At 64.7% G+C, this 15,265-nt stretch carries 9 protein-coding genes; 1 reads left to right on the forward strand and 8 read right to left on the reverse strand.

What is annotated here, in order from left to right:
* Positions 1-45: 45 nt before the first annotated feature.
* Positions 46-582, forward strand: coding sequence for an OmpA family protein (locus X756_RS156835; protein ID WP_023682635.1), 537 nt, complete (start codon positions 46-48; stop codon positions 580-582).
* 79 nt (positions 583-661) lie between these two features.
* Here X756_RS156835 and X756_RS156830 read toward each other — a convergent pair whose 3' ends face one another.
* From X756_RS156830 to tagH, 8 genes are all read right to left on the reverse strand, one after another.
* Positions 662-2,275, reverse strand: a complete 1,614-nt coding sequence (locus X756_RS156830) for a caspase family protein (RefSeq protein WP_245264464.1) — start codon at positions 2,273-2,275, stop codon at positions 662-664.
* Positions 2,276-2,535: 260 nt separating this feature from the next.
* A complete protein-coding gene (locus tag X756_RS156825) occupies positions 2,536-4,932 on the reverse strand; it encodes a M23 family metallopeptidase (RefSeq protein ID WP_023729232.1) in 2,397 nt (798 codons plus the stop codon).
* On the reverse strand, positions 4,929-5,390 hold the full coding sequence (locus X756_RS156820) for a DUF1036 domain-containing protein (protein WP_023667922.1): 462 nt from the start codon (positions 5,388-5,390) through the stop codon (positions 4,929-4,931). Before X756_RS156820 ends, X756_RS156825 begins: the two co-directional genes overlap by 4 nt.
* A gap of 11 nt (positions 5,391-5,401) precedes the next feature.
* Positions 5,402-7,834 carry a serine/threonine-protein kinase gene (locus tag X756_RS156815; protein WP_023729233.1) on the reverse strand — a complete coding sequence of 811 codons (2,433 nt, stop codon included), beginning with the start codon at positions 7,832-7,834 and terminating at the stop codon, positions 5,402-5,404.
* Positions 7,831-8,589 carry a protein phosphatase 2C domain-containing protein gene (locus X756_RS156810; RefSeq protein WP_023729234.1) on the reverse strand — a complete coding sequence of 253 codons (759 nt, stop codon included), beginning with the start codon at positions 8,587-8,589 and terminating at the stop codon, positions 7,831-7,833. Before X756_RS156810 ends, X756_RS156815 begins: the two co-directional genes overlap by 4 nt.
* A gap of 148 nt (positions 8,590-8,737) precedes the next feature.
* Entirely contained in the window at positions 8,738-12,259 is a 3,522-nt protein-coding gene (gene tssM / locus X756_RS156805) for a type VI secretion system membrane subunit TssM (RefSeq protein ID WP_023729235.1), read from the reverse strand.
* Complete coding sequence (gene tssL / locus X756_RS156800; RefSeq protein ID WP_023729236.1) at positions 12,256-13,782, reverse strand: type VI secretion system protein TssL, long form; 1,527 nt, start codon at positions 13,780-13,782, stop codon at positions 12,256-12,258. Before tssL ends, tssM begins: the two co-directional genes overlap by 4 nt.
* Before the next feature lie 250 nt (positions 13,783-14,032).
* Positions 14,033-15,055: a type VI secretion system-associated FHA domain protein TagH gene (tagH, locus tag X756_RS156795; RefSeq protein ID WP_023729237.1), complete on the reverse strand. Its 1,023-nt coding sequence runs from the start codon at positions 15,053-15,055 to the stop codon at positions 14,033-14,035.
* Positions 15,056-15,265: the final 210 nt, after the last annotated feature.

Here is a 15,265-nt window from a genome sequence, read left to right on the forward strand (position 1 = left end):
TCGGGCCTGAGTGAAAATCGGATGCTCGAAACGGGAGTAACCGTTATGCAGCGGCACATTTCAGTCTTGGCATTGGCGACCGTGCTTTTCTCGACTCACGTCTATGCCGACCCACTTCAGAAATCGGAAGACATTGTGAAGTTCTTTGCCGGCACGATCGATCACGGCGCGGCACGCGGGATTTGTGTCGGCACCGAGGACGAGTGCAAGAGCAAGACCGGCCAGAAAGAAAAGCCTCCGGAGAAGACCGGCCTCGATATGCTGATCAATTTCAGCCTGGATTCGTCCGAGCTCGACGCCAAGGCGCGCAGCGAACTCGACGAATTCGCCAAGGCGCTGAAGGACGATCGGCTGAGCAAGCTGTCCTTCGTCGTCGAAGGCTATACCGACGCATCCGGCTCGGCGACCTACAATGAGGGGCTGTCGCAGCGCAGGGCGCAGTCGGTGACGGCCTTCCTCGAATCCAACGGCATCGAAGCCACCCGCATCAAGGCGGTCGGTCTCGGCGAGGCCAATCCACGCAACCCCGACCCCTACGATCCCGTCAATCGCCGGGTCGAGATGCGGATCAAGGCGCAGTAGCGTCGCCGGCTGCGTTTTCCGGCCATCAACGCCGCGCGTCCAACGGACACGCGGCGTTTTTGTCGTTCGATGTGATCGATCAGTTCTTGAGCACGCCGCCGACCGCTACGCCGGTGCCGAAGATCAGCGCCTTGGTCAGGAAATCATTGTTGTCCCGCGGCGGCGGCTCATCCTCGCGCACGACCTCCCGGTTGCGCCTTTTCTGCACGAACTGCTGCTGTCGGCGCGGCTTCTGGGCGTACTGCTTCTTGCGTGGCTTTTCCGCCACCGGCTTCAGCGTGCGGGCCTTCTGCACCATCTGTTTTTTCGGCTTGTCCACGCCGGCCTGGTCGGCCTCATGCTTGGCACGCACGGCCTCCATCATCGGATCCGTCTGGATAACCAGGAATGCCAGTTGCTCGCGCGTCAGGAAGGTGGTCGGAGGCAGCCCGTTCCCCTCTTGCCAGTCGCCGATCGCTTGCCGGGTCTTGGCGCCGATATTGCCGTCAACGCGGCCAAGCTCGTTGCCCAGCGCCTCGACGCGCAATTGCAGGTCGATGCGGCCCTGGCGATCGAGACCGATCGCGTTCTCCGTCGCCTCGGTGCCCAGCACCTTCTTCATGTCGTCCGAAATGCCGACCGAGGTGCGCACGGCAGAACCCGAGTTCGCTTCGTCGGCATCGAGCGCTGCCACCTGCCGTTCCTGGGCTTTCGGATCGTTCAGCGCATCGATGTTGAGCCGCGCCACCGTGGCGAAGCGGCCATTCGGGAACTGTTCGAGATAGGCTTCGTAGAATGGCGCGGTGTTGCGCTTCGAGGCCTCGTCCCAAAGCCGCTGCTCGACTTCCCACGAAGGCGGTTCGCTGGTGACGGGGGCAGGGGCGGGCGCTGTCGCGGCGTTCGCGTCGTCGGCGGCCGGTTTTGCCACCGGCACGGCTTCGGCGGCCGGTTTGCCAAGGAAAACCTCGCGGCCCAGCGATGCGTTGTGCCATGGCCGCTGGCGGCCTTGCGTGGTCTCGGCCACTTCGCCGCGCACCCGCGTCAGCGCGCTCTGGATCTCGACGCCGGGTTCGGTCAGGTGCCTGGCGAGCGCGGTCGAGTAGGGGCTGTCGACGCCGTTGCCGTCAAAGGCGATGGCGCCCGGGTCGGTGGCATAGGCAATCAGGATGCCGCCGGTGCCGACGCCCTCTGATTTAGGGTCGATCGGCGCCAGGCCGGTGCCCAGCGCGGTGGAGCGGGTCTTCGGCATCGCGGCCGCCAGCGTCCGTGCCAGCGGATTGTCGCGGCAGGCATCGAGGATGATGACGCCGACCGCCGGGTCGGGCGGCAGTGCGGCCATGAAGTCGTCGATCTGGACGGTGCGGGTCTTGAGATAGGCAGGTGACGTCAGTTCGGCGTCGACCGGGATCAAAAAGTTCTTGCCGTCGACTTGCATGCCGTGGCCGGCATAGAAGATGACGGCGAGGTCGGCATCGTAGGACTGCTCGGTGAATTTGCTGATCAGGCTGTGCATGCCGGCATTGTCCTGGTCGACGCCCTCGATCACCTCGAAGCCGGCATTGCGCAGCGTCGATGCGATAAGATGCGCGTCATTGGCCGGATTGGGCAATTCGACGGCATGGACGTATTTGCTGTTGCCGATGACCAGCGCGACGCGTTTGACGCCACCGGCATCCGGCGCCGCCGCCTGGACGGTGTCAAGCGCGGTCAGCATTAACAGAAAAAATCCGCTCAAAAGGACGGCAAACGCTTTCATGAGATCGGCCCTCCGCCCCAATGGGGCGCGTTATAGATGGCTGCGCATGCTAGATTTCACCAGCGACTGTATCGCTTCTGCCAAAATGGCCCTTGGGCGTATGTGATCCCAGCCACAGTTTTGGTTCACAAGGACCCAAAAACCAAATATCCGCAAACATACCATTCGCCGGCCTCAGAACCAATCGGCTTGGCGAAAGCCGGGGCGAACTGCCAGCTCTAGCCCGGCTCAAGAGTATTTTGGATCGAGCCGACCAGTGCCGTTATCGCCTGCTTGTATTTTTCGAACTCCGGCGATGTCTGGCGGACTTCCGTCGTCGTCGGCTGGCCCGCATCGGTGGTGGCGGGCGTCGGCAATTTGCGGCCCATCTTCCGTTCCGCCCAGTCGACGACGTAGCTGGCGGTCTTGCCGGCAAGAAATGGGTTGGCCTGGATAACGGACGATCCGAGCACGGCGCTCAACTGCGCCGATCCCGGCGACGCCAGCACCTGATGTGCGCCTTCCATGCCGAGGAAATGGCAGAGATAGAGCCGGCCGGCGGTAATCTGATGGCCGCGCGCCTTGAGATAGGCTTCGCCCTCGCGCGCCAGATTGCGCACCATCTCACGCGAGATGGTGGCGTCGTAGCGCAAAGCGAGCAGGTCTGCGGTCGACAGCGATCGCGCGAGTTCGGGACGATAGGTGTTCATCATCCGGATCCAGGTCTTGGATATGAACTGGCCGGCGCCTGTCGCCGAAGACAGCGGGTTCTTGGCCCGCGCGCTACCGCCCGATTCGACGTGGACGATACGGTCGGTCAGCGTTTCGACGGCGGGATCGCTGGAAGTGACGGCGATTGCAGCGGTCACTGTTCCGAGCGGATCGATCGCCTGACCGCTCTGGTAGAGTTCGAAATGCAAATGTGGCCCGGTCGACAGGCCGGTGGTGCCGATATAGCCGATGATGTCGCCGGCCTTCACCTTGGTGCCGACACCGCTGGCAATGGCGAATTTCGACATATGCGCGTAGCGCGTCTCGCGGCCGCCGCCATGGGCGATCTTGACCACATTGCCGTAGCCGCCGCCGTCGCCCTGGAAGATGATCTCGCCGTCGAAGGCTGCGGCGATCGGGGTCCCCACGGGTGCTGCCCAGTCGACGCCTTTGTGGATGCGAACAACGCCCAGGATCGGATGCTTGCGCGGCCCGAAGGTCGACGTCATGACACCGTTGACCGGCGTCACCATGCCGTTGGCCACCGTCAGCGAGCGCACCTGGTCATCGCCCGAGACGCAGGAAAACTGGCCGTCGCTCTGCTGGAAAACGAAACAATCGAGGCTCTTTTGCGTGCCTTGGATGCCGACATAGAGCACCCGTCCGTCGGTCTCGTTCTTGCCGCGCGGCGTCTGCGAATAGATCAGCACAAGGCGCTGGTCCTCGCTGGCGAAAGCATCCAGATCCTGTCCGCGCGACAGATACATGATGGCTTCGCCGATGATGCCGCTCGGCACATTGTTGCGGGCCGCCGTCGAGTAGATCGCGTCGAGCAGGCGGTATTGCCGTTTCTGCGTGCCTTCGGTCTCGGCGCCCGAATAATTGAACAGGTCCTCGCGCACCCACGGGTCGACGCCCGACACGAAGGCGCCGGCCGCGTTGCGTGTCAGCGTGCCTACAAAGACGTTCCTGGCGTAGATCGAGACCTGCATCAGCGACATCGTCGTGGTCTCGCGCGTCGGCCTGAAGCCGCGCATCGCCACGACATAGCCAGGCTGCAGGCCGTCCTTGTCGAACAGCGCCTTCAGCGCCTCGCCGGCAAGCTTTGCGTCGTCGGCGGAAAAATGCGCATCGAGCGCCACGCTGTCCAGGCTGCGGTCGTTGAGGATTTTCACGAAAATGTCCTGGGTCGCCTCGAAGCGCTGGTATTCCGAGCTGACGGTGGCAACGCTGGTGTTGTTTTCGACCGCTGTCTTCTGAAAGGCGGGGAGTGCTGCTTCGCCCTCATCGATGGTCTCGCCCCAGCCGGCCTCGGGGTCATCGGCCGCCGTCGATGCACCCGGAGAGGTCTGCGGGTCAGGAGCTGGGCCGGAGGCCGCCGGAGCCCCGTCCGCGCCGGGCGATGGTTGAAGATCGTTCTGCAGGTCATTCTGCGGATCGTTGGGTTCGGCGGGTGGCGCGACCGCGGTCTTCCGCTGCGCCTGAAAGAAAGCGAAATCCTCTTGCGTCGAGGGGATCGTCGTCATGAATTTTTCGCTGGCGCTCAGCATCACGTCGGAGAGAACCATGATCTGAGGGGAGATGCCGGCCTGGTCGAGCTCCGTCGGGCGCGGCATCCCGCGGCTCTTGGCGGCGCCGGCTTCTGGCGCCAGTGTGATCCACATCGGGTCGCCGGCAAGGTCGATGATGGCCGGCACGTAGACCGATGCGTCGGCCGGTACGTCGTCCGAGCCTTCGACGGCGTGCAGTTCCTCGTCCTCGTCGCCAAACGACCAGTAGTCGGCGGTGAGATAAAAGCCGGTGGCAATCGCGGCGAGGACGATTGTCGCCAGGCCAGCCGCCAGTCCGAGCCAGATCCTGCGCCTGCGCAGCGCGGCGCGCGCCTGCTTCTTTGCTTTGAAGCTGGTGTCGATGCTGTGCGTCACGGCGCGCTTCCGGTCAGGAAGAAGGTCCAGCGCACCTGTTCCTGCGTGTCGACTTCGAGAAACTTCGCCGCGATATGGCCGCGCTGCCAGCATTCATCGATGCCGCGGATCGAGAACCGCCGCCGCTCGATGCACATGTCGGTGGAGCCTGCCAGAATGGCGTGGCCGAAGACATCCGTCGCGTAGATGTAGATGTAGCGGTTGGTCAGCTCCTCGCGGATGACGTTGACGCATTGATTGGCGCCGATGGTCCACCAGCCATCGGTCTGGTCGGCATCGTCGACCTTCTGACCGACGGCAAGATTGACGACGTCGAGCGTCTGGTTGCAGACGGTGAATTCGGCGCGCGCCTGCCCGGTGGAAAGAAGCGCCAGCAACAGCGTCGCGACCGCGCTCGCGGCGAGCTTCACGCGCACGTTCCGGGCAAGCAGGACGGGATCTCGGCGACGGCGTTGCATCGGCGTCGGTGCTAGCCGCCGAGGCGGAAGTATTTGGCGGTCGCCGAAAATGCCGAACTCCTGGCGCCGATCTCGTCGAGTATCCTGGGCAACAGCACCGAGGCCGGCGTCGGCGTTGTGAAGTCCGCCGCCTTAATGTCCTGCGGCCCGGTGATCACCATGATGATCTGCGGCAACGCCTTGCCTGCCGCCTTGTCGGCGGCGCCGAGCCCGATCGGGATCGAGAAGGTCGCCTTGTCGGCTTGTACGACAACATGGTCGTCGAGGTTGAAGGCGATGCCCCTGTGGTCGATCAGGAACACGCTCGACACCAGCCCGCCATGCGTCACCAGCGTGCCGTCGATCGGCGAGCCGTCCGGCACCGATGTCTGGTCGAGGACAAGCTGCGGCCTGTCGGCCGTGCTCGCGCCCATGAAACGCAGGAAGCCGGTGATCCCGCATTGCGGGGGCTGGATAAGGCGGACGCTGATATCCGGCTCGACATGGAACTTCGCCTGGAATTCCCCAAGCAACTGTTCGAAGGGTGGCACCGACGTGCCGAAGCCCTCGATCGCGACACCCTTGTCGGCGGCCGACGTCACCGTCGCAAAAAAACAATCACCACCATTGAAGGCGCGTACCCAGGTGACCCGCTCCGCGGCCGCATCGGCCGGTGGCGGCACCTCCGGCTTGGGCACGTTCATGGCAATGTCGGGCTCTGCGGACTTGTCGGCCTGCTCGCCGCTGGCGATATTGGGCCGGCTTGGGTTGGGCTCTGCGGTCGTTTCAGGCGCCTGCGTGTCCGGCTTGGGCGCCTGTGTGTCCGGCTTGGGCGCCTGCGCGGTCGGTTCAGGCGCCTGCGCCTTGGGCTCGGGCGGTTGAGCGGTGGGTTGCGGCGCCGATGCTGTGGGCGTGGGTGCCTGGGCCGTTGGTTCAGGTGTTTGCGTCGCCGGCGCTGTCGCCTTGGGCTCTACCGGCGGACTGACAGGCTCGGGGTTCTTCGCGGCATCGGACTGTGACGGGCCGGATGGCGGTTGCAGCGCAACGGTCTTGTCGATTGGTGCGGCCGGCAGCGGGGCCGTAGCGCTCGACGCGACTGGTGGCGTCGGCTGCGGCTCGACCGGCGTTTTGGCCTGATCTTCAGCCGCAGTCTCCGCTGGTTGCGTCTTTGGCACCGTCTTCTCGACCGGCGCAGTGTCCGGAAGGGGCTTGTCAGCGACGATCGGCTTTGTCAGTTCGGGTTGGAGCGGCTTGCCGGTGTCGGTGACGCGAGGCCGGTCTCCGAATCCCACGATACCCGATGCATAGAGCCCTCCAAGCGATACCATGACCACCGCCGCCAGCACCGCGATCGTCAGATTTCTGCCTGTAGTAGCACGCTTCGGCGGTGTGCTTGCTCGCTTGGGAGTTTCAGCAGCCGGTTTCGGCTGCGACAGGTGCGCCGGGCGCACGTGCGGCACGAAAGACGGCTCCGCCGTGCCGCTTGGCGGGGCCGAACCGAAGCCTTGGGCCGGCGAGTCCCCGATCTTCGAGACAGGCCCTGCGGTCTGCCCGGTTCGCGGCAGACCGGGCCGGGGCGCGAGCGATGCCGGCGGCAAGGTCGCGTCGCTGTCGTCGCGCGTCAACCGGGCGATTTCGGCCATGCTGGCCGGTCGATCATCCGGGTCAGGCTGCAGCATCGCTTCGACAATGTCCCTGAAATCGGCATCGATGCCGGAGAGATCAGGGACGGTCCGCCGTTTTTCGACGATCTCGTATTGCGAGCCGCCCATGTCGATCGGCTTGCCGCGCAGCGCCGCCGCCAGCACCAGCCCCAGGCTGTAGATGTCGGACTGTTCGCTGACCTCGCCGCCAAAGAGCCCGAGCTGCTCGGGGGAGACGTAATTATATTTTCCGGCAAACTTGCCGCCGATCAGCGTCTCGCCACCGACCGCGGCCGATCGCGCAATGCCGAAATCGATGATCTTTGCCCGCTCGACCCGGCCGCCCGGCAGGATGATGTTGTCAGGCGACAGATCGCGGTGGATGGCGCCGGCCTGGTGCACGGCGCTCAGGCCCGAGGCCAGCCGGTGGCACAGTTTGCGCACATCCGGAGCCGCCATCGCCCCGCCGCGCATGACGTCGTACAGCGACTGGCCGTCGACGAATTCCATCGCCAGATAGGGCCGCCCGATGCCGGGATCTATGGTGAAGACGTGGTAGCGCACGACCGCGTCATGCGACAGATGGTTGAGGATCGAGGCTTCCTTGCGAAACAGCGACAGGATCGTCTGATCGCGGGCGAATTCCGGCAGCACGATCTTGATCGCGACATGATCGCCGGTCTGGATGTTGTGGCCGCGATAGACTTCGCCCATGCCGCCCGACGCGATGCGTTCGTCGAGCTCGTAGATGCCGCTGAGCTGCGTGCCGACGCTGGTATCCGCCATGTTGGGCAATAGCCGGGTCTTGTCGTCGGAGCTCATCGGTCGCGGCCTTCTGCTCGGGACAGGCCATTGCCTTTGTCTCTGATCTTGACCAGAACGATGGTGACGTTGTCCGTGCCGCCGCGCTCAAGCACCATGGAAAGCAGCTTTTCGCAGGCAGCCTGCGGCGCTGCCGAGAGCACTGCAGCGGCAATCTCCGCGTCACTGACATGCGCCGTCAGGCCGTCCGTGCTGAGGATGAAAATGTCGCCGGCAAGGGTCTCTCCCTGCTGGAAGTCGATGGCGATTTCGTCGTTGACGCCGATGGCGCGGGTGATGACGTTGCGGCGCGGCCAGTTCTCCGCTTCGGCTGCGCTGATCGCGCCGCTGTCGAGCAGTTCCTGGACCTCGGTGTGGTCGCGCGAAATCTGCGAGATCGCGGCGTTGCGCACGAGATAGACGCGGCTGTCGCCCGACCACAGGCAGGCGAACCTGCCCTCCATGGCCAGCAGTGCGGCAACGGTGGAGCCGATGGTCACGCCGCGTGAGCGCGAAATCCGGCGGATCTCGGCATGCGCCCGGTTCAGCCGATCCTCAAAGCGGGCGCGCAGATCCGGCGCCGAACTGGCGATGCCGATCGTCGCCAGATGCTCGACAATGCTTGCCGAAGCGACTTCTCCGGCCTCGTGCCCGCCCATGCCGTCGGCCACCACCCAGAGGCCGATCCGCGGCTCGACCAGGAAGCTGTCCTCATTGTGGTCACGCACGCAGCCCTTGTGGCTCACGCCGTAGCTCTCAAAGGCGGCATCGTTCACTTGCCTACGCTCCGCAACGCCTTGGCTGACGTGCCTGGCCAGTCTGCCACAGCCCCATTCATTAGAGTATCGAAATCTAAGCCGCTGATGACGGTGCCGCCGCTGTCTCTGCGTCCTGCAATCGCTGGTCCTGCCATGCAATTCCCCATCAGAAAGCCTTCGGGCAGCTGAACGCGGAAAGCGCCGGCAGCGTGAATGGGTTGCCGTCCTCCCCGGTCTTGATCGTGTAGGCGACATCCCGTCCGCCGATGACGAAATGCGCTTCGAGACTATCGCCATTGGCGGTGACCTGCCCCTTGTCCAGCAATCGTTTCAAAGCCCAGGGACCGTCGAACTTGATTGCGGACTCGCGGCCGGGCAGCTCCGGCGTCAGGCTGAGACTGGCCGAACCGGTCTTGCCCGGCCACGGAATCAGTCCCGGCGTGTTGCCGGCCTGGGTGGCCTGCAGCACCTGGCCGTCGATATTGAGCAGCGCCATGTCGGCATCGCCATGCAGCGACAGCGGCGTGAAGGTGATGTTGATCGACGGCACCGGCCCGCCGAGCGGAAAGAAAGCCGCGCGGATTTGTGCCGCGAGCTGAAAGTTCTTCAGCGTCGATTTCGCCAGATTGCGGCCGAACCTGGTGTCCTGTTTCCAGTCCCAGTCCTGGCCGCTCATGTCGACCAGCGACGCCAGGTTCTGCGCGAAGAACCGGTCGAGAACCCCGCCCGGAGAAAACAATCTGGCAAAATCCGCCATGGCGACATCGTCGGTGCCGGCGGGGGCAAATGGAAAGCGCCCGGCAATCACCTCCTCGCACAGACGGCCGACGGTCTCCTCCAGCATCTCGTTGAGACGCGTGGTCGATGTTTCGGCGACGGTGCCCTCGAAATCGTCCGCCGCCGCGCTCACCATCCTGGCCAGCGCCTTCGGCAGCCGCGAGGCGTTGGCGCGTAGAGTCGATATCTGCAGCTGCAGATTGGCGTTGGCCTGGTCCGTCTGGGCGGGGACATCGGCGGCCAGCCGCACGCTCTGATAGATTTCGCGGAAATTCTGGGTCAGGGCGTCGAGCGGCCGCTGCCCCGGCGCCCCGGCCACCAAAGCCTGGAAAGACCGGAACTGGGCTTCGATGTTGGCGCCGGGATCCTGGTTCTGGGTGCTGACAAAGGCGGTCCCGGCCCTGCTCTGCGATTTGCGCGCCGCAATCTCGATGCCGATGCGGGCGAGGCCCTTGGCGCGCGCGGCGGTTTCCTGGTCGCTGTCTTGAGACGGCGCAGCCGGATTGCGCTCTTGCGTCAAAGCTGTTTCGCGCGCGATCGCCTCGAACAGCTGCATCAGCGGCGAACTCGGTGATCCCGCTGCGGACAGTGCCAGATATTGCGGTTTGTCGGCGGCCATTGCCTTGAACTTCAACCTGTCGAGCACCTCGTTCCACGCCGCCGCAAAGCCCTTGCCATAGCGATCGAGCAGCTCCGGGCCGAGCTTGAGCAATTCCTGGTCGAAACCGGCTTGCTCGCCGCTCGAGCCGATCACCCATTGATCGTCGACCAGCGCCTGCGCGCTCCTGGCAAGTTGCGCCAGATAGAAGTCGAAGCCGGCATGGGTGTAGAGACCGGGGACGCGAAGGCCGGCGACATCGTTTCCGTCATTGCGCTCGAACAGCATCGGCGCTTCCGGGCCGGCTTGCGAGGCCACCGAAAAATCGTCCAGCGCCGCCGCATAGGTGGCCGACTGGATGAGAGCGGTGGCGCGATCGGCAAGGCTCATGCGGCCGAGCGAGCGCTGGGCGGATTCGACCAGCGTGCGGTTGAGTTCGAACGAGGGATCCTGGTCGTTGTCGAGCGCCAGCATGGCGCGCAAATGCTTCTCCAATTGCGCCCGGCCGTCGCGATTGTGGGCGCCGGGATAGCGGTTCTGTTCCCAGTCCCGTTTCAGCCAGGTGACGACCAGCTCGTCATCCACTTTCGGCGCCTTGCCGCCCAGCATCAGGTAAATCTTCAGCGGCTCGTACAGCGCCATCGGATCGGCCATCCTGGCCTCGATCGTGCGTTCGAGCTGGAACAGCAGGCGCGAGCGGAACATGCGCTCCAGCCCTTGCCGGTAGGCAGTCTCGGAAGCCGAAAGGATACGCTCGCGCTGGCTGAGGCCGAACGTCGCCGTGGCCGGCGTCGGCTGATCCTTGGTGTCATAGCCGGCCGGCAGGCCGCGCAGCGCATCTAGCGCACCGATGACGGTTTCGAGGTCGGCATCCGACACCGTCGTGCTGGCCAGCAGCGGCGCGGCTGTCGCGCGGTATTGGCCTGCCGCCTGTCCGGTCGCGGCGACCAGCGATTTGTTGGTCGTAAAGCTCAGGCCGAGAACGCCAAGCGCGGCGATCGCTATGGCCGCGATCGCTGTCAGGCCGGCGTAGCGGGCGATCGCAACGCGCCTGTCGGCCGCCCTGTCATAGGACACCCAGCCGGACTCGGCGAAAATGACGCGGCTCAACAGATCGTGCAGGAAGAAGCTTTTGCCGGTGCCGGAAAGATGCGCCTGGGCACTCCTGCCGAAAGTGCGGCCTATGCTGCCCAGCAACTGGTCGATCGGCGTGCCTTCCTGCGTGCCGGAAGAAAAATACAGGCCGCGCAGGGGGGCGTTCAGCTGCTTGCGCGTCGGCTCGAAAACGCCCTCGAGGAAATGCACGATCCGGCCTTTCAGCGCGCCGAGCTGCGCGGCGAAGCCGAAAATGGCGATGCGCGCGACCGGATCGGTCTCCGCCTGCAGCCGCTCGCTCATCTCTTCGGTCAGGCGCTTCACCAGCGCGTCGAATTCGGCTGGCGCTTCCGCGACCATGTTCAGGCCGCGCTCGGCGGTCTGGAAGGTCGCGCCCCACACCTTGCGCCGGCGTGCTTCGTCGAAACCGCCGAAATATTCCATGAATCCGGAGACCAGGTCGGCCTTGGTGAACAGCACATAGACGGGAAAGCGGACCTTCAGGACCTCGTGGATTTCCTGCAGGCGGCTGCGGATCTCGGCGACGCGGGCCGCCTGCTCGCTGTCCGCCATCAGATCGGAAAGGCTGATCGCCAGGATGACGCCATTGATCGGCTGGCGCGTCCGGTGCCGCTTGAGCAGCGACAGGAACGCCAGCCAGCTTTTGCTGTCGGTCCGTGCATGGGAATCCTGCGTCGTGTAGCGCCCGGCCGTGTCGATCAGCACCGCCTCGTCGGTGAACCACCAGTCGCAATTTCGCGTACCGCCGACACCCGCCACCGGCTGCGCCTGGCCCGACCCGGCAAGCGGAAAGTTCAGGCCGGAATTGACCAGCGCGGTGGTCTTGCCGGCGCCCGGCGGGCCAATGACGATGTACCAGGGGACGTCGTAGAGGAAGTTGCGCTTGCCGCTCGACTGCCTGAGCGTCGCGACTGCTTCGTTCATGCGAGCTTCCAGCATCTTTGCATCGCTGCCGTCATCCTCGGCGCTGGCCATGGCGGCCTCCAGCGCCTTCTGCGCCTTGCGCCTGCGCCAGAGCCGGATTGCGTAGATGATCGCCACCGTTCCGACGACGATGCCGATGATCATTGCCCGCAGCCAGATGGGATCCAACGGCCGGGCGCCGGCAAAGCGGATTAACGGGCCGGCGTACCAGACCGCGGCGGCAAAGCCGGCGAGCGCGAGCGCGCTGAAGATGCGCAGCAGCCAGCCGGTCACAGCGTCTCCTCCCGCGGGATCATTACATCGACACGGCGGTTTTTGGCGCGGCCCTCCGGCGTTGCATTGTCGTCGATGGGCTCGTCCTCGCCCTTGCCCTCGACCTTTGTCCGCGACGGATCGCTGAAATGCGCTGCGATCATCTTTTCCACCGACTGGGCACGTGCGACGGAGAGGTCGAAATTCGATTTGAAGGCGCTGGTCTTCTTCGGTTTGACGTTGTCGGTGTGGCCGACGATCCGGATCGGCCCGCGCTCCGCGTCGAGAGCCGCCGCGATGCTGGCGGCCACCGGCTCGAACTCCGGCTTGACCTCGGCTCGTCCCGACTGGAACAGCAGGGCGTTGCTGATTTCCACGATGATGAAATCACCCTTGGTGCCGACGCTGACGCCGCCGCCTTCGATCTCCTTGGCCAAGGCAGTGCGGATGCGATCGACCTGCGCAATCGTCGTTGGCGCTGCGACGACTTTCACCTCCTCGGTCAGCGGCACGAAACCGGTGCGCTCGATGGTGACCGGCGTCGCCGGATTGAGCGCCAGCAACTCGCCGGCAACAGCCTCGCCATCATTGGTGATGAGCACGCGCAGCGTGAAAAAGGCTGCGGTCAAAACTGCCGCGGTTGCAGCGGCTATGGCCCAGAGCGGAACCCGCCTGGAGCCTTGCGCCGATGTGACCGACAAGCCTTGCCAGCGCGGCGAGATGTCGTCGTCACCGAGGACGCGGAAATAGGCTGATGTCTCGTAGACGTCGCGGCGGACCCGTTCGAGGCTCTCGCGCGGCTGGCCGCGATACTGGCCTTCGAAGCCAAGCGACAGGCAGACATGCATCAGCTCGATGAGATTGCGATGAGGTTCCGGCGTCGCCAGCACCGTGTTCAGCGCCTGGAAAAAACCGGCGCCGGTGGGTTTGACCTGGAAGAAGCGCTGCAGCATGGCGTGCTGCGCCCACGCATCCCGGCTGGAACCGGGCAGATTGGCGACGATATCGTCGGCGGTTTCGCAAAGCACATAGCTGGCGATGCGCGCATCCTCTTCCGAGGTATCGGTCCTGGCGATCTTGCGGTCGAAATCCTCGATCAGGCCGGCGACATGCTGCGCCAGCGGCTCGGCCGGTCTTTCGACAGCCATCAGCCGCAGATGCCCAAGCAGTATCAGCAAGGGCGCCGCGGCAGCGACGATCGGGTTGGCCGCGCCATAATCGACGGCATCGCTGGCGCCGAGCAGCGCATCCCATGGCGTTTTCCCCGCCGTCCCGGCTGAGCCGTGAACGGGCGGATCGGCCGGCGCGTTGGCGAAGGGCGTTCCCTGATAGATCACCGTCCCCGTGACGTCGGACGGCGGCTGGCGGCCGGCGTTGGGATCGAAAACCGTGGGTTCCGGGACGCTGGCAGGGGCGATCACCGTACTGCCGGGGGCCGGCGCATCGCGGGCGAGAACCGTCTTTTGCTTGCGGCCGGGATTGGGGCGGCTGGGGCGGATGACGGTTTTGCCGGTCGGATCGAAAGGATCATCCTTCGAGCTCATCGCCGATCCCTGCCTCTACGCCCGCGCGCCGCGACGCACAGCGCCATGTCCGCGCAAACGCGGACCGCAGGACGCTATCTCGCCGTGACATGACATGTGCCGCAGACCCCCGAGGTCGACCAACCGTACCCGCGTGCTCAATCGTCGTATGTGATCGTAGTCTCAGAAGGTTGCGATGGAAACCCGGCGCAATTTTGGTGGCCGGCCCGTGCTCGGGTCGCCTTCACGGTGTCTTCAGCGGTGCGCGGGCTTAGCCCTTGCCGGTCTTCTGTTTGGCGGCCTTGGCATAGGCTTCACTGAAATAGGTGAGGAATATGTCCAGCATGCCATTCTCGTGCGCTTCCTCCTTGGCCCGCCAGGTCGCGACCAGCGCGTCCCAGGCGCGCGTTTTCTTCGAGGCAAAGGAGGATGGCGGCAGTTTTTTCGCAATCGCCTCGGGCGACAGATCGTCAAGCAACCGCGACAGCGCTGCCTGCATGGCGGCGAAGGTGGCGAATTCATGCGTCTTGAGGTCGTGGAAAGCGTCTTCGATACTGTGCCTGGCATCAAGATAGCCGGCCCTGCGCCGCGCGAACATGATGTCGAGGATTTCGTCGGTCCCGGGCACGAACTTCAGCGGATTGTTGTCGGCGGAATTGATCATGGTCCGATCGCTAGTCTTGGCCAGGACTTTCGCGGCGGCGCGCGCCTTCAACAGCAGCACGAGTTCGTCGACGACGATGCGCAGCACCGCGCCGATCTCGCCGGCCACCTCCTGCGGCTGGCGCAGCAAAAGCACCTCTGGCGGAATGCCGGCGCCGGCGGCAATCGCGCGCAGGATCTCGTCGGCTTGCTGTGGCCGGCTGGAGACCGAAGCGGGCGGCGCGGTCAGTGGCCGTGGCGAAGCGGCATGGTCTGGAAAGGATCCGGCAACGGGCATCTGCCGTTGCGTCGAGCCATGGCCACCGAAGGCTGGGTTCCCGTCATCGATCGATACCGAGACGATATAGCGGCCGATCCGGAGCCGGTCCCCTTGCGCCAACCGATGCGGGCCGGTCAGGCGCTGGCTCGACCTGTTGACGAATGTGCCGTTGCGCGAGACGTCGTGGAGAAAAAAGGCGCCGCCTTCGTAGCGGATCTCGCAATGTCGGCCGGAGATGAACTTGTCCGGATCGGGCAAGGTCCAGGCGCAGTTCTCCCGCCCGATCTCGAAGCCGCGGTCGCGCGATGCGTAGCCGGGCGGCAGCCCGGCAGGCAGGACATCGACATTGCTGATCTGCAGACTGATGAACATGCGCTATGGACCGTCGACCGCTGCGCTTCCATTGATCCGATGTGCCACAGTCTAGCAGCTTGCGGGCACAGCGGGAGAGCGGCGTTTCACACTGGCGAAAGCGGCGCAAACAGCAACGGCCTGCCGCCTTGTCCTCTTTGGTCTGCCATAGAACATGTGGTAGGCTCAACATGGCTTGGGTGGCAAGTTGCGAAATATCCCTGAACGTGA

Origin of the sequence: Mesorhizobium sp. LNJC405B00, from assembly GCF_000502615.1 — a bacterium.
In the GTDB taxonomy this organism is placed as follows: domain Bacteria; phylum Pseudomonadota; class Alphaproteobacteria; order Rhizobiales; family Rhizobiaceae; genus Mesorhizobium.